At 70.9% G+C, this 19,807-nt stretch carries 14 protein-coding genes and 2 pseudogenes; 6 read left to right on the plus strand and 10 right to left on the minus strand.

Annotated elements, in window-relative coordinates; genetic code table 11:
* The first annotated feature begins 209 nt into the window (after positions 1–209).
* Positions 210–1,442 carry a serine hydrolase domain-containing protein gene (locus tag R2S09_RS26950; protein WP_316743751.1) on the plus strand — a complete coding sequence of 411 codons (1,233 nt, stop codon included), beginning with the start codon at positions 210–212 and terminating at the stop codon, positions 1,440–1,442.
* Positions 1,443–1,497: 55 nt separating this feature from the next.
* On the opposite strand, the gene ribA is transcribed toward R2S09_RS26950, so the two are convergent.
* Entirely contained in the window at positions 1,498–2,169 is a 672-nt protein-coding gene (gene ribA, locus R2S09_RS26955) for a GTP cyclohydrolase II (RefSeq protein WP_316743752.1), read from the minus strand.
* Positions 2,170–2,207: 38 nt separating this feature from the next.
* On the opposite strand from ribA, the gene R2S09_RS26960 reads away from it, so the two are divergent.
* Positions 2,208–2,984 (plus strand): creatininase family protein, encoded by a 777-nt coding sequence (locus R2S09_RS26960; protein WP_316743753.1) that lies wholly within the window; start codon positions 2,208–2,210, stop codon positions 2,982–2,984.
* A gap of 95 nt (positions 2,985–3,079) precedes the next feature.
* Here the strand turns inward: R2S09_RS26960 and R2S09_RS26965 are convergent.
* From R2S09_RS26965 to R2S09_RS26985, 5 genes and pseudogenes are all read right to left on the minus strand, one after another.
* A pseudogene (locus tag R2S09_RS26965) lies at positions 3,080–3,991 on the minus strand (lysylphosphatidylglycerol synthase transmembrane domain-containing protein); the annotation flags it as partial.
* On the minus strand, positions 3,988–5,028 hold the full coding sequence (locus R2S09_RS26970) for an SAM-dependent methyltransferase (protein WP_316743756.1): 1,041 nt from the start codon (positions 5,026–5,028) through the stop codon (positions 3,988–3,990). The gene R2S09_RS26970 and the pseudogene R2S09_RS26965, both read right to left, overlap by 4 nt.
* Complete coding sequence (locus tag R2S09_RS26975; RefSeq protein ID WP_316743757.1) at positions 5,025–6,209, minus strand: glycosyltransferase family 4 protein; 1,185 nt, start codon at positions 6,207–6,209, stop codon at positions 5,025–5,027. The genes R2S09_RS26970 and R2S09_RS26975 overlap by 4 nt, the downstream gene beginning before the upstream one ends.
* Positions 6,206–6,604: a 6-carboxytetrahydropterin synthase gene (locus R2S09_RS26980; RefSeq protein ID WP_316743759.1), complete on the minus strand. Its 399-nt coding sequence runs from the start codon at positions 6,602–6,604 to the stop codon at positions 6,206–6,208. Before R2S09_RS26980 ends, R2S09_RS26975 begins: the two co-directional genes overlap by 4 nt.
* A gap of 128 nt (positions 6,605–6,732) precedes the next feature.
* Complete coding sequence (locus R2S09_RS26985; protein WP_316743761.1) at positions 6,733–7,716, minus strand: zinc-binding alcohol dehydrogenase; 984 nt, start codon at positions 7,714–7,716, stop codon at positions 6,733–6,735.
* A 107-nt stretch (positions 7,717–7,823) separates the two neighbouring features.
* On the opposite strand from R2S09_RS26985, the gene R2S09_RS26990 reads away from it, so the two are divergent.
* Positions 7,824–8,663 (plus strand): CDP-alcohol phosphatidyltransferase family protein, encoded by an 840-nt coding sequence (locus tag R2S09_RS26990; protein ID WP_316743763.1) that lies wholly within the window; start codon positions 7,824–7,826, stop codon positions 8,661–8,663.
* 211 nt (positions 8,664–8,874) lie between these two features.
* Here the strand turns inward: R2S09_RS26990 and R2S09_RS26995 are convergent, their stop codons facing one another.
* From R2S09_RS26995 to R2S09_RS27005, 4 genes and pseudogenes are all read right to left on the minus strand, one after another.
* Positions 8,875–9,621 (minus strand): YcnI family protein, encoded by a 747-nt coding sequence (locus R2S09_RS26995; protein WP_316743765.1) that lies wholly within the window; start codon positions 9,619–9,621, stop codon positions 8,875–8,877.
* Positions 9,622–9,662: 41 nt separating this feature from the next.
* A pseudogene (locus tag R2S09_RS40645) lies at positions 9,663–10,367 on the minus strand (hypothetical protein); the annotation flags it as partial.
* Positions 10,368–10,451: 84 nt separating this feature from the next.
* Positions 10,452–10,991: a hypothetical protein gene (locus R2S09_RS27000; RefSeq protein ID WP_316743767.1), complete on the minus strand. Its 540-nt coding sequence runs from the start codon at positions 10,989–10,991 to the stop codon at positions 10,452–10,454.
* Between the two features lie 443 nt (positions 10,992–11,434).
* Positions 11,435–11,890 carry an Hsp70 family protein gene (locus tag R2S09_RS27005; protein ID WP_316743769.1) on the minus strand — a complete coding sequence of 152 codons (456 nt, stop codon included), beginning with the start codon at positions 11,888–11,890 and terminating at the stop codon, positions 11,435–11,437.
* Here R2S09_RS27005 and R2S09_RS27010 point away from each other — a divergent pair.
* The 3 genes from R2S09_RS27010 to R2S09_RS27020 all read left to right on the plus strand — a co-directional run bounded on the left by R2S09_RS27010 (position 11,874) and on the right by R2S09_RS27020 (position 19,758).
* On the plus strand, positions 11,874–12,839 hold the full coding sequence (locus R2S09_RS27010) for a DUF4011 domain-containing protein (protein ID WP_316743771.1): 966 nt from the start codon (positions 11,874–11,876) through the stop codon (positions 12,837–12,839). The genes R2S09_RS27005 and R2S09_RS27010 overlap by 17 nt on opposite strands.
* Positions 12,791–19,069 (plus strand): DUF3320 domain-containing protein, encoded by a 6,279-nt coding sequence (locus R2S09_RS27015; RefSeq protein WP_316743859.1) that lies wholly within the window; start codon positions 12,791–12,793, stop codon positions 19,067–19,069. The genes R2S09_RS27010 and R2S09_RS27015 overlap by 49 nt, the downstream gene beginning before the upstream one ends.
* A 119-nt stretch (positions 19,070–19,188) precedes the next feature.
* Positions 19,189–19,758 carry a hypothetical protein gene (locus tag R2S09_RS27020; RefSeq protein WP_316743772.1) on the plus strand — a complete coding sequence of 190 codons (570 nt, stop codon included), beginning with the start codon at positions 19,189–19,191 and terminating at the stop codon, positions 19,756–19,758.
* Positions 19,759–19,807 lie beyond the last annotated feature (49 nt).

Raw genomic sequence — 19,807 nt, forward strand, 5'->3', positions numbered from 1 at the left:
GTGCTCGCGGCGGCCGTGTGCTGCCCGGGCGTGCGCATGCCTCGGGCGCCGACGGGCGCGGTCCCAGGCCGTCGACGGGCGTGGTTCGCTGGGCCGTTTTCGTGTTCTCGCGCGACCATGAGGCCTGAGCGCACCCTCGGACGGGTAGGCAGCGGTGGTCCGCGTGCGACACGGGGACAGGACCGACCGGACAGGGCCGGAGGAGAGCGATGGCACAGCTGCGACAGGAGGTCGAGCCGGGCGAGGCCGGGCTGGATCCGAAGGCGCTCGACCGTCTCGACGGGTATCTGGCCCGCTTCGTCGACGAGGGCCGCCTGCCCGGCTACCTGGTGGCGCTCGCGCGCGGCGGCCGGGTCGCCCACCTGACCACGTACGGCCGGCGGGACGTGGCGGCCGGGCTGCCCGTCGAGAGCGACACCGTGTGGCGGATCTACTCCATGACCAAGCCGGTGACCGCCGTCGCCGTACTGCAACTGGTGGAGGAGGGCAGACTGTCCCTGGACGACCCGCTGGAACGGCATCTCCCGGCCTTCGCCGGCCCCCGGGTGTACGTCGGCGGCTCGGGCGACGACGTGACGACCCGCCCCGCCGCCGGGCCCGTCCTCATACGCCATCTGCTCACCCACACCGCGGGTCTGACGTTCGGCTTCTATCACTCCCACCCCGTCGACGCCCTCTACCGCGCCGCCGGTCTGGCGTCGTCGGTGCCGCCGGGGGCCGACCTGGCGGAGACGGCGGACGTGTACGCGCGCCTGCCTCTGCAGTTCGACCCGGGCACGCAGTGGAACTACTCCGTGGCCAGCAACGTCCTCGGCCGGGTCGTCGAGGTGGTGTCCGGGCAGCCGCTCGACCTGTTCTTCACCGAGCGGATCCTCGGTCCGCTCGGCATGACCGACACCCGCTTCCACGTCTCCGGCGAACAGGCCGACCGGTTGGCCGAGTTGTACGGGCAGACCGACGACGAGGCCGCCATCGAGCCGATCCCCGGCCTGCCCCTCGACGGCCGCCCCCGCTTCCTCTCGGGCAGCGGCGGCCTGGTGTCGACCGCGTACGACTGGCACCGCTTCATGGAACTGCTGCGCCGCCGTGGCGAACTGGACGGCACCCGGCTGCTCTCCCCCGGCACGGTCGACCTGATGACCCGCAACCACCTCCCCGGCGGCGCAGACCTGCGGTCCTACGGCAGCCGCCCCGCCCACGACGAACCCGGCAACGACGGCGTGGGCTTCGGCTTCAACGTCTCCGTCGTCGTCGACCCCGCCCGCACCCAGGCGCCGTCCGGCCTCGGCACCTTCGGCTGGAGCGGGGCGGCGACCACGACCTTCTGGGTCGATCCGGGGCGCGACCTGACCTTCCAGTTCATGACCCAGCTCCGCCCGAGGACCTCCCTGCGGATCTATCCGGAGCTGAGGCGGCTGGTGCACGAGGCGGTCACCGGCTGAGGCTGCGGGTTCCCGGCCTCGGGACGGCCGCCGGGCCCGAAGACACCCTCCCGCCTCAGGAGAGGTGGGCCACCGCGTCCAGATGGGGCAGGTTGTGGTCCATGCGTTCCCGCTTGGTGCGCAGATAGGTGATGTTGTTCTCGCACGGCGGGATCAGCAGCGGAACCTGCTCGGCGACCTGGATGCCGTGCCGTACCAACGCCTCGCGCTTGCGCGGGTTGTTGGACATCAGGCGCACCGAGCCCACCCCCAGGTCGTGCAGGATCCCGGCGGCGACACCGTAGTCGCGGGCGTCGACGGGCAGGCCGAGGGCGAGGTTCGCCTCCACCGTGTCCAGGCCCTCCGCCTGCAGCGCCATCGCCCGCAGCTTGGCCAGCAGTCCGATGCCCCGGCCCTCGTGGCCCCTCAAGTACACGACGATCCCGCTGCCTTCGGCGACGACGGCACGCAGCGCGGCGGCGAGCTGGTCGCCGCACTCGCAGTGCTGGGAGGCGAAGGCATCCCCGGTCAGGCACTCGGAGTGCAGCCGGACCAGGACGCGCTCGGTGCCGATGTCGCCGTGGACCAGGGCCACCTGTTCGTCCCCGCGGTCGTGGTCCAGGTAGCCGATCGCCTGGAATTTCCCGTAGACAGTGGGCAGCGGGGCATTCACGACGCGTTCCACACCCGTGCGCCGTGCGGACTTCCGTGAGGACTTCTTGCCGAGTACGCCGAGGTTTTCTGTCATGATCTGGATCCTAAGCAGAGACGAAAGGCCGGGAAACTATGAGTGGTTCGGAAACACGGCCGACGGCACCTGGTGCGGGTGGCCTGTTGCCGGCGGACACCACGGAAGACGTACGGAATCGGGGGGCGGGCCGCTCACCGGAGGTGGCCGTGCTGCCGGTGGGGAGTTTCGAGCAGCACGGCGCGTTCCTGCCGCTGGCCACCGACACTCTGGTCGCCTGTGCCATCGCCCGGGAGATCGCCGACGCGTACCCGGTGCACCTGCTGCCGCCGGTGACGATCTCCTGCTCGCACGAGCACGCGGCCTGGCCGGGGACCGTCAGCATCTCTTCGGTGACCCTTCATTCGGTGGTGCGGGACATCGCGGACTCACTGCGCCGCTCCGGCGTCGAGGCCCTGGTGGTCGTCAACGGCCACGGCGGGAACTACGTGCTGGGCAACGTGGTCCAGGAGGCCTCCGCGCGCGGCGAGCGCATGGCGCTCTTCCCGGCCGCGGAGGACTGGGAAACCGCCCGGGAACGGGCCGGTGTCCGTACCTCGTTGCTCACCGACATGCATGCGGGGGAAATCGAGACCTCCATTCTTCTGCACGCTCATCCCGAAATGGTCCGGGCCGGTTACGAAAAGGCCGACTTCGTCGCGGACGACCGACGCCATCTGCTGACCTCCGGAATGTCCGCCTATACCGAATCGGGCGTCATCGGCCGTCCTTCCCTGGGGGCTCCGGAAAAGGGCAAGGAACTGCTGGCGAGCCTCGCGGATTCCTTCGCACCGTATTTCTCGCTGCTGACGTCGGCGGGCGCCGCCGGCGAGTAGGCGCCGGTGCGGCGGCGGGCCACCAGGACGAGCGCGCCCGGCAGGCTCGCCACGAAGCTCAGCACCCCGTACACCACCGCCACGGCCACTCCGGTGCTCGCCCCCAGTCCGGCGGCGCCGAACGCCCACGCGGTGACGCCCTCCCGAGGCCCGAACCCGCCTACGTTCAGCGGCAGTCCCATGGCGGCCAGCGCGAGCACCGCCAGCGGCAGCAGCACGGACACCGGGGCGGTGCAGCCGGCGACCCGGGCGGCGACCACGAACGTCGCGAAGTGCCCGGCGAGCACGACGGCGGAGGACAGGACCACACCCGGCCCGTTACGGCGGGACAGCAGCCCCGCACGCGCCTCGCCGAGCATCCGCTCCAGGGCGCGCCCGCGGCGGGAGGGCGCCGCCCGGTTCATCCGCAGCGCGAGCAGCACCGCGAGCGCCCCGACCACGGCGAGTGCGACGAGCGGTGCGAGGTGCAGGGCCTGGGCCCGGACCGGGGAGGGCAGGGTCAGCAGCATCGCCGTACCCGTGACGGCGAGCGCGAGCTGCCCCGCCACCCGTTCCAGGACCACGGCCCGCACCCCGCGGCCGAGGTCACCGGCGCTCTGACCGTGCCGCACCGCCCGGTGCACATCGCCCAGGACACCGCCGGGCAGGGCCGCGTTCAGGAACAGCGCACGGTAGTAGTCGGCGACGGCCGCGCCGAGCGGCAGCCGGATGTGCAGGCCGCGGGCCACCAACTGCCAGCGCCAGGCGCTGCACACGGTGGTGACCAGCCCGATCGCGAGTGCCGCGGTCAGCGAGGGCGCGTCGAGCCGGCGCAGCCCCTGAAGGAGCACTCCGGTGCCCAGCCGCCACAGCAGCACGGCGAGGATCACGACACCGGTGACGGTGCCGACGTGGGCGCGCAGGGCGCGGGCCCGGGGGCGGGACAGAAGGGCGGGCCGCCGGGACGAGGGCGCTGCGGGCGGGGGCGGGGGTGGTGCGGTTCGTACGTCCACCGTCTGGGCGCTCATGCGTCACCGCCCGTGGACCCCGGCAGCGCGAGCAGGTCGCTGTGGTGGACGACCACCCGCAACTCCCCCGCCGCACAGGCCTCCAGACGCTCGGCGAGGAAACGGTCGGCGCGCGGCCTCAGTCCGGGGCGCTGCTCGACGGCCGCGCCGACCCAGCCGCGCAGCCACTGGGCGGTCAGTTCGCGCTGATCGGGTCCGAGCCGCCAGGGGCTCGGACACACGCGTACGGTGGCGCCGCTCGCGGCGAAGGCCTCGCAGGCCGCCGTCACCGCGTCCGGGCCGAGCAGTCCGCTGCGGCGCTGGTGGGCGTTGAACGCCTCGGTGAGTTCGGCGTCCAGCGGGTCGGCCGGGGTCAGCTCGACCCTGCCGACCACGGACAGGGTGAGCAGCGCGGGGCAGCCCGCCCCGGCGCAGGCGGCGGCGAGGGCGCCGACCTCGTCACGGGTGAGGACGTCCAGCAGCGCCGACGCCGTCACCAGGGAGGCGCCGGCCAGGGTGTCCGGGGTCAGCCGGGCGACGTCGCCGCGTCGTGTCTCCACGGTGATCCGGCTGCCGTCGGCGGCGGTGCCCGCGGCGCCCACGGCGGCGAAGTGCAGCAGGTAGGGGTCGCGGTCGTGCAGGATCCAGTGCTGGGCGCCGTCCAGGCGGGGGGCGAGCCAGCGGCCCATCGATCCGGTGCCGCAGCCCAGGTCGTGCACGACGAGCCCGCCGTGCGGGTCCGGCCGGCCGGCGAGCCGGGTCCGCAGCGGATCGAGCAGCTCCGTGGCCCGTGCCGCCGCGTCGGCCGCCTCCCGCAGCCGCAGCCACTCGGGCGCGTACCGGGACGGCTCCTCGGGCGTGTGCTGGGCCGCCGGCTCCCCGGGCCCGTGCTGGGCCGCCGGCTCCTCGGGCGTGTCCGCCCGCAGACGCACGGTGGCCCGCTCGCCGGGCCGGGGGGCGGGACCCGCGCCGGGGATCACCGTGTCGGACCCGGGTGTGCGGTCCTTTCCCGGGGTCGCCGATCCGGGGCCGGCGGACAGCGCGGTCGTCTTCCTCATGCCGCCCTCCGGGGTTCCTCGGGGAGCCGGGCGAGGACGCCGGCCAGGCTGCGGGCGGTGGTCGCCCAGCCGTCGAGGGCGGCGCGGCGGCCCCGGGCGGCGGCCTTGAGCCGGCGGCGCACGTCGGCCTCGCCGAACCAGCCGCGCAGCTCCGCGGCGAGGGCGAGGGGGTCCTCCGGCGGGACGAGGATGCCGGGCACCCCGCCGTCGGGGGCGCGGCCGACCGCCTCGGGGACGCCGCCGACGTCCGTCGCCAGCACGGGAATGCCGCGCGCGAGCGCCTCGGTGACCGCCATGCCGTAGGTCTCGGCGTAGGAGGCGAGGACCATCAGGTCGGCGGCGGCGTAGCGGGCGTCGAGGTCGGCGCCGGCCCGCGGTCCGACGAGGTGGAAGCGGTCCTGGAGGCCGTGCCCGGCGATGAGGTCGCGCAGCCGGGCGACGTAGGCGGGGTCCTGGGTCAGGGCGCCGACGCACTCGCAGCTCCACGGCAGGTCCGTGACCGCGGCCAGGGCCTCGACCAGCCGGTGCTGCCCCTTGCGCGGAGTCACGGCGGCGACGCACAGCAGCCGAGAGACACCGTCGGTGCCGGGGGCGAGGGGCGCGATGTCGGCGCCCGGCGCGGCGACGTGGACCCGGTCGGGGACGAGCCCGTGGTGGGAGACGAGACGGCGGACCGCCCAGTCGCTGGTGGCGACGACGGCGGGCACGGCGCGCAGCACCTGCCGCTCCCGCACGTCCAGTTCGGCGGCCACGGCGGGCTCGAGCCCGGTCTCGTCGCCGAGCGGGAGATGGACGAGGACGGCCAGGCACAGCCGTTCGGCCTCGGGTACGACGATCTCGGGGACGCCGCAGGCGACGAGCCCGTCCAGGAGGACGACGGAGCCGTCCGGCAACTCCCGCAGGACGCGGGCGAGCTCGGTGCGGGCCCGGGCGCCCGGCAGCGGCCATTCGCCGTACACGGGGTGCGGCCGGACCTGCCAGCCGAAGCCGGGCAGGTCGAGGCTGACGCGGCGGTCGTAGGCGTTGCCGCCGCTCGGTGTCGCCGGGTCGTCGACACCGCCCGGCAGAACGAAGTGCACGGTGCGCAGGGACATGGGGGTGATCCCGACGTGATGGCGGCCCGAGCGCGGCGCGGGCACGAAGGTGAGGGACGAAGGGCGGTGCACGGTCGTGTCGGTCACAGGGCACGCTCGTAACTCGCCCAGGCGACGTGCGACTCGTGCAGGGTCACGGTGAGGCCGGCCAGTGACTTGGCGCCCTCGCCCAGGGCGCCCTTGTGGATCCGTTCGGCGAGCCGGTCGGCGATGACCTTGGCCAGGTATTCCGTGGAGGTGTTGATCCCGGAGAAGTCGGGTTCGTTGTCGAGGTTGCGGTAGTTCAGCTCGCTCACGACCGCACCCAGCTCCTGGGTGGCCAGCCCGATGTCGACGACGATGTTGTCGTCGTCCAGCTGCTCGCGCCGGAACGTGGCGTCCACGAGGAAGGTGGCTCCGTGCAGTCGCTGCGCGGGCCCGAACACCTCGCCGCGGAAGCTGTGGGCGATCATGATGTGATCACGGACGGTGATGCTGAACAACGAACGACCCTCCAGGTACGGCACGTCTGGTCCCTCGGCCGATCCCTGCCGGGGGATGCCGAGTAGTACGGCTCTTGGCTTCCCGTTGTTCAGTCCTCCCGCACCGACTTCGCTCGGGTTTTCTCAGGTCAGGCACTCGTGTCGTACCGGATCCGGTGGCACAGCGCCGGTATCCGCCCGGAGGCGAGCTCCGGCATGACCTCTGGCAGTTCCTCGAAGGCCGACTCCCCGGTGACGAGGGCGTCCAGCTCCGGGGCGGCGAGCAGGTCGAGGGCGAGGGCGAGCCGGTCGGCGTAGGTACGGTTGCCGCGGCGGGCCGGGGAGACGGTGCCGACCTGGCTGCTGCGGATGACCAGCCGGCGGGAGTGGAACGCCTCGCCGAGCGGCAGAGAGACCCTGCGGTCGCCGTACCAGCTCAGTTCGATGACCGTGCCCTCGGCGGTGAGCAGTTCCAGGGCACGGGCCAGGCCCTGCTCCGTGGCGCTGGCATGCACCACGAGGTCGCACTCCCCGAGCGCCTCCCCGGGCAGGGCGAAGCCGACACCGAGGGCCTCGGCGACCTTGGCGCGGGCGGGATCGGCGTCCACCAGTTGGACGCGCACACCGGGGAACCGGGCCAGCAGCGCGGCCACCGAGCAGCCGACCATCCCGCCACCGACCACGGCGATCCGGTCGCCGACCAGGGGCGCGGCGTCCCACAGGGCGTTGACGGCGGTCTCGACGGTGCCCGCGAGCACGGCCCGCCCGGCCGGAACGGAGTCCGGTACGGGGGTCACGGCGGCGGCCGGGACGACGTAGCGGGTCTGGTGCGGGTAGAGGCAGAAAACGGTACGCCCGACCAGCTCGCCCGGGCCCTCCTCCACCACCCCCACGCTCAGGTAGCCGTACTTCACCGGCCCGGGGAAGTCGCCCTCCTGGAACGGCGCCCGCATGGCCTCGTACTGGCCGGCGGGCACCCCGCCCCGGAACACCAGCGTCTCCGTGCCCCGGCTGATCCCCGAGTACAGCGCCCGGACGACGACCTCGCCCTCGCCGGGCTCCGGAAGACGCATGTCACGCACCTCGCCCCGGCCTGGCGAACGGAGCCAGAACGCACGTGCGGAACGGTTCATGGGCGGCCTCCTGAACGATCGGGAAGTTGTTCACGTACGGAGATGTGCACAGGCCGCGCACAGTACGCGGCGTTGATCGACTCTGTCACTCGGCCGGAGGGTGTGCGGTGGCCCTGAACAACACGTACGACGCAAGGTCAGGCCTCAGGCCGGCCCAGCAGGAGACCGCGGTGGGAGCGGGCGTGCAGATCCTGCTCCTGGCCCTGCTCGGCACGGCGATCGGCATGGGCCCGGCGGGCTGGGTGACCGGCCTGGTCTTCGCGATCGCCACCTGGGCGGTGCTCTCCCGGGCGCTGCACCGGTCGCGGCTCAGCTCCTTCGGCGCGGCCAACCGGGTGACACTCGGCCGGGCCACCCTCGTCGGCGGTGTGACGGCGCTGGTCGCGGACTCCTTCGAGAGCTCGCCGCCGGTCTCGCTGCTGGTCGGTCTGACGGCGGTGGCCCTGATCCTGGACGGCGTCGACGGCAAGGTGGCCCGCCGCACCGGCACGTCCACGGCGCTGGGCGCGCGGTTCGACATGGAGGTCGACGCCTTCCTGATCCTGGTGCTCAGCGTCTACGTGTCGATGGACCTGGGCCCGTGGGTGCTGCTGATCGGCTCCATGCGCTACGCCTTCGTCGCCGCCGCCCGCGTCCTGCCCTGGCTCAACGCCCCGCTTCCCCCGAGCACGGCCCGCAAGACGGTGGCCGCCCTCCAGGGCATCCTCCTGCTCCTGGCCGGCGCGGGCCTGCTGCCGCACTCGGCCGACGTGGGCGTGGTGCTGCTGGCCCTGGCGCTGCTGGTGTGGTCGTTCGGGCGGGACGTGGCGTGGCTGTGGCGCAGGTCGCGGCTGCGGGCGGCTGCGGCCGGGGTGGACGCGGTACTGGAGATGCCCGTCGAGGAGCGCGTCGAGGGGCCGGTCAAGGTCCCCGCCGAGGAGATGCTGGAGACCGCGCGGGCGGCGTGACGTTCGTGGCACAGAGTTCGCAGCAGAGAGTTCGCGACACGGGAAACGGCCCGGATCACGGGGGATGTGATCCGGGCCGTTTCTGTGTCCCGGTGTCCCGAGGTCCCGGGCGCTGCTTCCGGGCGGCGTGCCCGGGACACCGCGCTCAGCGGGCCTGGGGCGGTTGTGCCCGGGACACAGCGCCGGGGCGCCGTGTCCCGGGGGTGCGGTGCTACGACCGCGGCGAGCGCGTCCGTACGACGGCGAAGACGGCCGCGGCGAGACCGAGCACGCCCACGACCAGTCCGGCGATGCCGAGGCCGCGGGCGGTGGAGTCACTGGAGGACGAGGCGGAGGCGGCCTGGGCGGATCCCTGGTCCCCAGCCCCGCCGTCCGAGGCGGCGGACGCCTCCGTGCCGTCCCCGGCACCCGAGGCGGTGAGCTTCAGCACCGGCGCGGGGTTCTCCGGCTCGTCGCCGCCCTGCGGCTCCTCGATCCAGCGGACGACCTTGCCGTCGGAGTACGTCTGCAGGGTCTTGAAGACCAGCTGACCGGTGTCGTCGGGCAGTTGACCGAAGGCGACGTCGAAGTCCTGGTACTGGCCGGGGCCGATCTTCCCACCGGTCCAGGTGATTTCGGAGACCGCGTCGGTGATGGTGCCGTCGTCGGTCTTGACCGGCTTCTTGAGCTTGGTGTTGGTGACCTTGGCGGTCCAGCCGTCCCGCGGGGTGACGAGCACGCCGAGGAGGGGGTGGTCGGTGGGCAGGTACACCTGGACCTTGGTGGTGTCGGCCGAGTCCTCCTCGTTGGGCACCCGGAGGGTCAGGACGCCGTCCGTGGCGCCCTTGGCGTAAGTGCCGGGGTGGACGGTGACGTGCGCGAAGGCGGCACCCGCGGCGGTGAGCACTCCGGCGGCGGCGAGAGCGGTGACGAGGCCGGCCCGGCGCAGAGCGCCGGCGGCGGTACGAGTGGTGGACATGACTGATGGATCTCCGTACGTGAAGGCGGTGTGGGGGTTCGGACCGGGTACGGGATCGGGACCGGCGGACCGCGCCGGCTCACGGCGTGCCGCAGCAGGAGCGACCGCGACAGCGACGCCACGGCGAACGTACGGGAACTTCGCACGGCCGGTGCGGGCAGCGGGGAGGGCGCGGCCCGCCACCAGGCCACGAGCCCGGGTACGAAGGCGACGGCCCGGCGCAGCAGCGACCACAACGCCGCCTCACCGCACCGCAACCACCAGGACGCGACGAGCGCGGCCAGGACGTGGGCGGCCACGGCGTACGGGCTGAGCGTGTGTGAGGGCATGGCCGGCAAGGGCACGGCGTGGGCGTGCGCGGACACCATGTGCACGCCGTGCGCGGCCACGGCGTGGACACCGTGGCCGGGCCTCGGCATGGCCGGTATGGAGGGCATGGGCTGGATCGGCGACAGGGCGGGAAGGGAACCGTGCCCGCCCGGATGCCCCGTCCGCGCCCGTGCCGCGTCGAAGCCGAAGTGCAGCGCCGCCTGCGTGGCGAGCATCGCCGCGCCGATCCCCGGCAGGGACCGCTCCCGGCCGCCCAGCACCCACCCGGCGACGAACACGCCGGCGAATCCGACGCCGTCCGCCCACAGCGGTGGCATGGCGCCCATGGAGAGCCCGTGTCCGGTGGCGGCGAGCAGTACACACACCGCGGCGAACACCACGGCGCGAAGACTCCGTACCGCCGACGACGCGCCCATCGTCCGGCATCCTCCCACGCACGGCGCATACGTACGGCGTGACGCTCCGGTTCAGCCCCTCAGCCGTAGCGGCCGGGCGGTCGCCTACACGACGCCCGCCGCGTCGAGGAGCCGGACCAGGTCCTTGCGACCGTATCCCAGCAAGGAGGCACGGTGAGCGGCCGTCAGCAGCAGGTGCGCCACGATCTGCGCCGGGTGGCCGTTCCTGTCGTCGCCGAGCCATTCCTGGGGTTTCTCGATGCCCAGGCTGTTCATCACGAGCCCGTGCTCACGGCGGATCTCGGCGATCGTGCCGGCCACGGCGTCCAACAGCGACTTCCCCGGGCGCTCGCACTCCAGGGCGAAGCCACCCCTGTCGGCCGGTACACAGCCCTCGGGCGGATGCGCCCGCAGGGCCGCGTACCGCACGTCCTGGAACCCGCCGGCGTCGAAGGAATCGTCCATCAGGCAGAACCGGTGAAAACCCGCTGGGACGGGCGGGGGCGGGGGCGTGTACTCCCATCCGGCGTCCTCGTACAACTGCCGCTTGACCTCTTCCTCCTCGGCCAGTGTCACGGTGAACCCCGTGTCCTCGTTCCGACCGGTCACGGTGCCGTCGTCGTTCCGGTGGAATGACAGTCCCATGCGCGTCTCCCTCGATTCCCGATGAGCAGGAAGATCCCCTCACCGCGTCGAACGAGCCGCCCCCACCGCTTGTGCCCATGCCGGACGATGTCACCTGATCGCGTGATGGTGACCGGATCCGGTGACTGCCCCCGTCACCGGCCGCTTACACGAAGACCCAATTGCGTTCCACTCGAGCCAGTTTCACGAAGCGACCCTTCTCCATCACCCATGGGTGCGGGGTGCGCAGCTGTGTCAGATCGTCCACGGACACAATGACGGCGTCGAGCTGCTGTGCCACGCTCAGCACGGACTGGGGCGCGGAAGACGGAGGCTCCTCGACACGCCGCCCGCGTGACGGGACTTGGAATGGATCTTGAGGATGCCGCTGCGGTCGTAGTGGTAATCGACGTCGAACACGTTGCTCGACGTTTCGGCGTGTGAGTGGGGCACCGGCAGTTGAATCAGGCCAGCGGAAACGTCCGTTCGTCGTCGGCAGCGCGCTGTCCATCACCCTCGACGACCTCCAGGATCACCTTCGAGGCGCCACGAACGGAGGGCATGGCGCTGCGGATGCCTCGCGCGGGCAGGGTCGAGTACCTCGGGATCAACGTGTCGAAGCCACGGCGGTCACCCGCCTCGAAGGACAGACCGAGGTCATGGCTGGTGGTCACCGAGATGGTCGCCTCCGGGATGAGACCGTCGATGTCAGCCGCCGTGGTGGCGGTTCCTCTGGCGACCGCCATCATCGGCTTGCACAACAGGGGGTCGACCACCTCCCTGCCCAGAGCCCTCTCGACTTCACGCCGCACCAACGGGACCTGCGACGTTCCCCCGATCATCAGCACGGCGTCGAGATCGTGTGCGGTGAGGCCCACGTCCCGCAGGCACTCCTCCAGCGGGATGAGGGCGCGGCGCACCAGGGCTGCACGGCATCCTCGAACTCGTCCCGGTAAAGCACCACCGGCTCGAAGAGCACCTGATCCGTCCCCCGCTGGGACAGCACGATCTTCGTCAGTTCCACGTGCCGTCTCCGGCGGCGGGCCTCCTGCCGGGTCAGTCTGCCCGGATGTCATCCACCAGCGAAAACGCCCGTCGCGGCTACCCGCTTCCCTGCTTCGGGAGCGACGACTCACTCGGAGTGCGCCCGGCCTACCTGAAGGTGCATCCAGGCTTGCGGACAGACGGTGGATCAGAAGATCGTGGAGCCTTGGTGCAGAAGTGAACACCAGACGCACTTCTGATTTCCATGGCATCACCATAGAATCTCTCCGTCCGTGGGGGGCGAGGGCGACAAGGCGAACAGGTCGCTCGGAGGGGATCATTGAGACAACGCTGGGCCTGCCCACGTTGCCATGCCCCAGGAACACGTCTGTGCTTTCCCTCGTCGGGCCCGAGGTGTGCAACGTGAGAGCAGGGACGACCGTGACGACAAATCCGGGTGCAGTCGGGGGCAGCAGCGACCTGGAACGCCTCAAGGCGGTCCTCGCAGGCTGGCGAACGTCACTCGTGGACCTCAGCGGACGCAACCGGCTGCTGAACTTCAGGCACACCCGTAGTTCGACACTGGAGGTGTCGGCCCCCTCGCCGGCGGACCTGGTGAGTTTGCTGGAGAACCGTGCGCTGCACTTCGCTGCGCTGCCCGACGAGGTGTCTTCGGAAGGCGAGGAGGCAGAGTTGCCTCCCCCCGGCGAGAACGACGTCGTCACGCAGAAGACCACAGCGCCCGCCCTGCAGCGAGCGTTGCGCTCTCTTCGCTCCAAGGCGACGCAAGTGTTCAACGACTACGTCTGTGGACCCTGCACCTGGGCGTCGGCATCCTGCACTGGCGCGAGGACGGTGCCAACACCAGCAGTCAGGCACCGCTGATCCTTTTCCCTGTGGAACTCGTACGGACCCCCACCGGACAGCTGCTGCTCCAGGCGAACGACGACGAAGACCCACAGCTCAATCCGGCGCTGCCCATCAAGCTGGAGCAGTTCGGCATCGACTGGGCCGCCGTCGCGGAGACGGACTGCCGTGACGTGACCACGGTGGTCGAAGCCGTGCGCAAGGCCGTGTCCGGCAAGTCGCAGTGGGAGGTGGAAGAACGGGCCGTCATGGCGCTCTTCGCCTCCCACAAGGAGTCGATGTACCGGGATTTGCTCGAGAACGAGGATCGGCTTCTGGCGAGCGATCTGGTGCGTGCGATCGCGGTGGGGCCTGACAACGCCCTCGCCTCCGACCGCTTCGATTTCGAGGAAGTGCCTGCGGAGCGGGTCGATGAACTGGCGCCTCCGGAGGACACTCCGCTGGTCCTGGACGCGGATACCTCGCAACGGCAGGCTGTCGCAGCTGCTGTGGCGAGACGGTCCTTCGTGCTCGATGGTCCTCCAGGGACGGGCAAGAGCCAGACCATCACCAACATCATCGCCGGACTGATGCACGCCGGCCGCAGTGTGCTGTTCGTCAGTGAGAAAGCGGCGGCGCTGGACGTCGTGCTTCAGCGTCTGAAGTCCGTGGGGCTGGATTCGTACGCCTTCGCCCTGCACAGCCGCAACACCAGTCGGAAGGCCGTGGCGCAGGAACTGGGCCGAGCCCTCTCCGAGCAGCCGCACGCCGCCGAGCTGCCTGCCCAGGAGAGGGCTCAGGCACGCCTCGACCGCGAGGCGCTGTCCGCTTACGCCGCCGCGATGAACGAGACCCGTCAGCCCCTGGGCCGCACGCTGCACGACGTCATCGGGCAGGTGGGACGGCTCGATGACGCCCCCGTCGCTTACCTCTCCAGCTCTGATGCGGGCCTAGCTCCGCGGTTCGACGCATCTTCTCTGGCCGCGACAGACTTGGAACGCATACTCCATGCTGCTGGCGCCATCGCGGACGCCTGGCAGGCCGTGGCCGACCCGGACTTCCCGTGGCGCGGCCTGCGAACGGACCTGCCTCACCCCGGTCCCGCACTGGAGGAAGCGCGCACGGCCCTGAGCGGACTCGTGTCTGTCCTGGACGGTTACGAGGCCCTCAACACCGACGGTGCGCCGTTCACGACGTCGGATCAGGTCGACCGGCTCGTCCGGCTGCTCGGCCTGCTGGAAGAGCGGCAACCCGTGCCCGAGTGGTGGCTCACCGATGCCGACATCGCGCACGCCGTGACCGATCCGGTCGAGTCCTTCCTTGAGGCGCTGCGTCGTCTCCGAAGCGCCCAGCAGTCCGCACAGGACCTGGTCGGTGCTCGCTGGCAGGAGGTCTCCCCGCGTCTTCACTCGGAAGCACCTGCCGCTGAGCGGGCTCTGGCCTCCCTCGAGCCACGAGGCCTGGACCTGACCGGCCTGACCGAGCCACGGGCCACGTACCTCGCTCGGGACATCCGGGCGGCCGTGGACGTTGTGGAGGGTGCCATCGCCTCGGCTCGCGAGCTGGTCCGGATTCTGGGCGTTGACGAACCAGGCTCACTTGCCGAGGCACGAGCGCTGTGCGATCTGGCGGACCTGTCCGCTGTCCCGCACCGCCCGCTGGAGGCATGGTTCACTCCAGAGGGTTTCACAGCCGCGCACCAGGCGGCCCTCGAACTCCTGGCCACGGCAGTAGGAGAGTTCGAGGCCCGTCGTGACCGCACGATCGCGGCGCGGATGTCCGCGCAGGAGCACGCGGGTCCGGGATGGGCGGACATGCCGCCTCATCTGCCCCAGGAGCCGGAGTCCGCGGAACTCGCGCTCACCACTCTGGAACCGGCCGGTGTCCATGTCACCGTCCTCAACCGGCAGGAGGCAGACGCTCTCGCCTCGCGCTGGGGTGATCTCGCCGACATGCTCCAGGGCACCGCCGAGTGCGCGAGGAAAGCAGCGCAGCTGCTGGGCTGCGAGCTGTGCGACACCGCGTCCGGGACGCGATCGGTAGCGGAGCTGGTCGCACTGGCCACCGCAAGCCACCGAGCCCCCGAGGCCTGGTTCGACCCAGCTGTACTGCCGCGGGCTCGTCGCACGGTCGACGAACTGCATCACCTTATGGACGTCCTGGACAGGGCCAGGCAGGAAGCCCACGGGCTGTTCGGGCCCGACACGCCCTACACGCCGGGCCTGACCGACGTTGCGCGCCGCCTCTCGGAGAACGGCCGGCGCTTCGCCGCGGGACTGTCTTCGCAGGTCCGGGCCGACCGGAAGACGATCGGACAGATCAGTACTGGCGGATCCTGGAGCAGCGGTCTGCAGGAGGAGCTCCCCAAAGCTGCGGCCTGGTGGCAGGCACACCACGCTGTGCGTATCGCGGTGACCGAAAACGCGGAACTGCTCGGTGCCCATGCCGGTGACGATCTACCCGATCTCGACGCATTGAACGGCGCGCTACGACAGGCCGAGGAGGCCCATCGACTCGCACCGACTGTGCTGGCCGACCCGAACCGACGCCGCTTCCTGACTGCCCAACTGGCCCATGGACGCGCTCCCGATGCCGCCCTTCTCGAGTGGGGCAAGCAGCTGGAGAACGACCTCAGCAGCTGGTCCTCGGCACTGTGGGAACCGCGACTGCGCGAGCACAGCACGGCACTGGGCCGTCTCGGACCGGCCGCAGCAGCCACTTGGCTGCGCGCCCATGTCCCGGCACTGGAAAACGCCGTGCGATACATCGACGCCGTGGAGTCCATCGGAGGCCGGGAGTTCGCCAGGGGCAAGGGACACACCCTCGCTTCTGCGCGCGCCGCGGTCGTCGCAGCGCATGCGGCTCAGCGGGAGGACACGGCTTTCCTGTCCGAGGAGGCCCGCGATCGGGAACTGCTGTGTTCCTGGTATGCGGGCCTGCACACTCGTTTGGACGAGCAACTGGCCACCGGCGGCACAGCGTCGGTGGAGGAGGAACTGCTGCGCCAAGCCGTGCGTATGTCGGCCGCGGGCGACGGGACCAGGATGGAACCAGCTGCTCCTGAAGCAGTTGGGCTCCTGGGCGAATACGCTCCCGACGGCCGACCCCGCACCACCGCCCTGGCGACGGCGCTCGCCGCCGCGTCCGACGCGTACCGTCTCGCCGGACCGCAACTGGCTGAACCGGCACGGTGCGGCGGTCTTGTCCGTACCCTCTGCGCCGGACGGCCCGCCGTTCCGGGCCTGCTGGAGGCGGCGGCCCGCCTGCGTGCCGAGTGCGACGACTGGGAGACCTTCACCGAAACTCCTGCCCTGGCTCCTGCCGCCTTCGGTTTGCGGGCCCGTTCCCTCCCCGAGAGCATGGCCTGGCTGCGCGCCCACCTCGATCCCCTGGAGGAGTCAGTCTCCCTGATTCACTCAGTGGCTCGTGCCACCGGCCCCTCGGAAAGCAGCACGGACTGGCTGACACTGGCCGCTGCGCGATCCTCGGTGGCAGCGGTGGTGACGGCCCGCGCCGTCGAGGAGGACTTCCTGAACGCCGACGGGGAACACCGCCGTCTGCTCGGTGCCCTGTACGAAGGAATCCACACCGCTCGCGAGACGGTCCTCAGCGCTCTGGACTGGACCCTCGATGTAAGGCGCGCGGCTTCCGTCAGCGGTGTGGGGGCTTCCTTGAGTTTCGAGGCCGCTCGTCTGCTGCTGCGCACGAGCGCCGATTCGTCGGTGCATCGCCGCTACCGCGACTGGCTGGACCGGGCGAAGCTTCTCTCAGGCCGCTTCGAACCGGTTCGGGCGGCGGAAATACACAACGAGCTGGAAGCCGGATTCCCTTCCGCTCAGGCACTGCTGGACCGTATGTCCCACGATCCGTACGGCCCGGAGGCCTGGATCCGTTCCGCCGAGGCCCGCGACGTGCTCAGCGGCTACGGGCTGGCGGATCTGCCGGCGCAGTTGGCCGACCGCAACGTACCGGCCTCCTTGTTTCCCGTGGCCGTGGAACGCACCGTGTTGCGCGCCTGGGTGGAAGATCAGCTGGCGGTCGACAGCAGGCTCACGGCGGGGCGGGCCACCGATCGGGATCAATTGGTTGAGCGGTACCGGCGACTGGACCAAGGATTGGTACAGGCCGCCCACGCAACGGTGATCGCCGCGTGCAATGCGCGCCGCCCTCGTAGGGCTACGACGGGGCAGGCCGCGATTCTCAGCCGCCAGGCGAAGCTGCAGCGACGGCACATGCCGGTACGACGGCTGCTCGACGAGACACGCGATGTCGTGCAGCGACTCAAACCGTGTTTGATGATGAGTCCGTTGACGGTCAGCCAGTACCTGCCCGCCGACTTCTGCTTCGACGTGGTGATCTTCGACGAGGCGTCCCAGGTCCTTCCGCAGGACGCTGTCAACGCGGTCTACCGCGGCGACGCGTTGATCGTGGCGGGCGACCCGAGGCAGCTTCCGCCCACGTCGTTCTTCAGTGCCGGCGGTGACTCTGACGATGACGACGAGTGGGACGAGGAGACGCCCGACTCCTTCGAGTCCATCCTGGACGCCTGCAAGGCCAGTGGAGTGCTGCGCGAGCTGTCGCTGCGCTGGCACTACCGCAGCCGGCACGAGAACCTGATCGCCTTCAGCAACCACGAGTTCTACGACGACTCCATGGTCGTGTTCCCGGGTGCGGTCACCGACGGCCGCGACGTGGGCGTCGCCTTCTACAAGGCCGACGGCGTGTACGACCGCAGCAATCGGCGCGACAACGTTCGTGAGGCCGAGGTGGTGGCCGAGCGGGTCATCCACCACTTCTCGACGCGGCCCCATCTGACCCTGGGGATCGTCACCCTCTCCAAGGCTCAGGCCGAGGCCGTCGAGGACGCGGTCGCCCGGGCCCGCACGACCCGGCCCGACCTCGACGAGTACTTCACGGAGGATCGTCTCGGCGGATTCTTCGTGAAGAACCTGGAGACGGTGCAGGGTGACGAACGCGACGTCATCATCTTGTCGGTCGGTTACGGCCGTGACGCGCAGGGCAAGCTCCGTGCGCAGTTCGGTCCGATCAACCGCGAGGGCGGCTGGCGGCGCCTGAATGTCGCCGTGACCCGCGCACGGCACCGGGTGGAGGTCGTGGCCTCTTTCCACGGATCGGAACTCCCCGACAGCACGAACAAGAGCGTTCAGCACCTGAAGCGGTATCTGCAGTACGCGGAACAGGGCCCCACGATCCTGGCCACGGCGGCACCCGACGCGGGCGCCGCGCCGGAGAGCCCGTTCGAGGAGGACGTGCTCGACACCTTGCGCGGCTGGGGTTACGACGTTCAGCCCCAGGTGGGCGTGGCCGGCTTCCGGATCGACATGGCCGTCCGGCACCCGGAAGCTCCCGGCTCGTACGCGCTCGGCATCGAGTGCGACGGGGCGATGTACCACTCCTCGCGCGCGGCCCGCGATCGTGACCGGCTGCGAGAGGAGATCCTGCGCGGCCTGGGGTGGAACCTCCACCGGATCTGGGGGACGGACTGGTACCGCAACCGCAAGGACGCACAGCGGCGGTTGCGTGAGGCGGTCGAGGCCGCCTGCGCCGTCGACCCTCACGCACCGGCCGTCGAACCGGTCCCGGTCGTCGTGTCCGAACCGACGTCGGCAGGCATCGAGATCGTTCCCGTCGAGGAGTCGGACCGCTCGGCGTGGAGCCGGCCGTACCGCGCCATGCGTCGCGAGGAGTTGTACGAGTTGCGGCGCGTTCTGGGCAAGCAGACGGGGCTCGGTCGCATCGATCTCCGCGAGCCCCAGGCACTCGGCCTGGTGGCGGAGGTGGCTCGCCACATCATCTCGGTTGAGGGCCCCGTCGAGGAGGAAGTGCTGATCGGAAGGATGCGGGAGGCCTGGGGCCTCGAGCGGGCCGGGCAGATCGTGCAAGCCAGTGTTCGAAAGGCACTGACGCGGCTGGGCAAGAAGAAGCGGGCAGTGAGGGTGGGAACGGCGTGGGACCTGCCGGATCGTGAGGTGACGACGGCCCGTACGCCGAGTGCGGACTTCGATCGTAAGAAGGTCTCACAGGTGCCCCCGGCCGAACGTCAGGTCGCCCTACTGGGCGTTCTGTCCGAATCGCCGGGCATGCGTAGCGAAGAACTGGCCAGAGAGGCAGCCCGGTTCTTCGGGTGGCTACGCCTGGGACCGGACATCCGGGCGGGGTTCGAGGCGGACGTCGAGGAGTTGATTGCCCGCGGGTTGGTCACCACGGGGCCGTCGGGACTCGTGCCGACGGGCAATGCCGCCGGGTGACGATCCACCGCTGGATGTGCTGTTGAGAGGACCGCTACCCGTCGACGGCGGTGAAGGCCGGGGGGGGACGGGGATGTCGGCAAGAAAGCTGTGAAATCGCTGGGCGAGGGAGACGAGTGATGGGTGCGGCGTTGTTGGCGCTCGCGGCTGCGGCGATCGGGGGCGGGGTTTCCCTGGCTTCCGCGTTCCTTGCGCAGCGTGGGGCGGAACGTGTATGGGCTCGTGACCAAGAGCGGATAGAGCGGCATCGCAAGGAGGATCGGATCCGTGAGTGGGACAGCCGGTTGCTCGAGGAACGGCGGTCCGCGTACACGCGGTTGAACGCCACGGCGCGAGCGGCTCGGGACGCTCTGGCGGCGTGCATGCACGGTTTTCGCCAAGTCGGCACCCTCGACGATACGCAAAGGGCGGAATTGGAGGAGCGCTGGATTGCCTACGTCGTCCAACATGCGGAGTCTCACATGATCGTGTCCGACGCTGTGCTGCCCGTTCTGGGCGCCGCCAACGGTACACTGCGGCAGATCTACGGACTGGTCAAGCGTCTGGACGCGGGGTCGTCGGAGCGGGAGGAGAGCCTCCAGGAACTGAGCCGACGGATGGACGGCCTCTGGGTTCGGCTGACCGGCCTACGTGACGAGATGCGTCGTGACCTTGGCGTCACCGCACGCGTGGAGGCACCGAGCAGGTGAGCGGCGTGCCTGCCGCAGCGGGGCGACCCCTCCGTTCCGGGCCGCAATC

Origin of the sequence: Streptomyces sp. MK7 (assembly GCF_032658145.1) — a bacterium.
Taxonomy (GTDB): Bacteria; Actinomycetota; Actinomycetes; order Streptomycetales; family Streptomycetaceae; genus Streptomyces; species Streptomyces spiralis.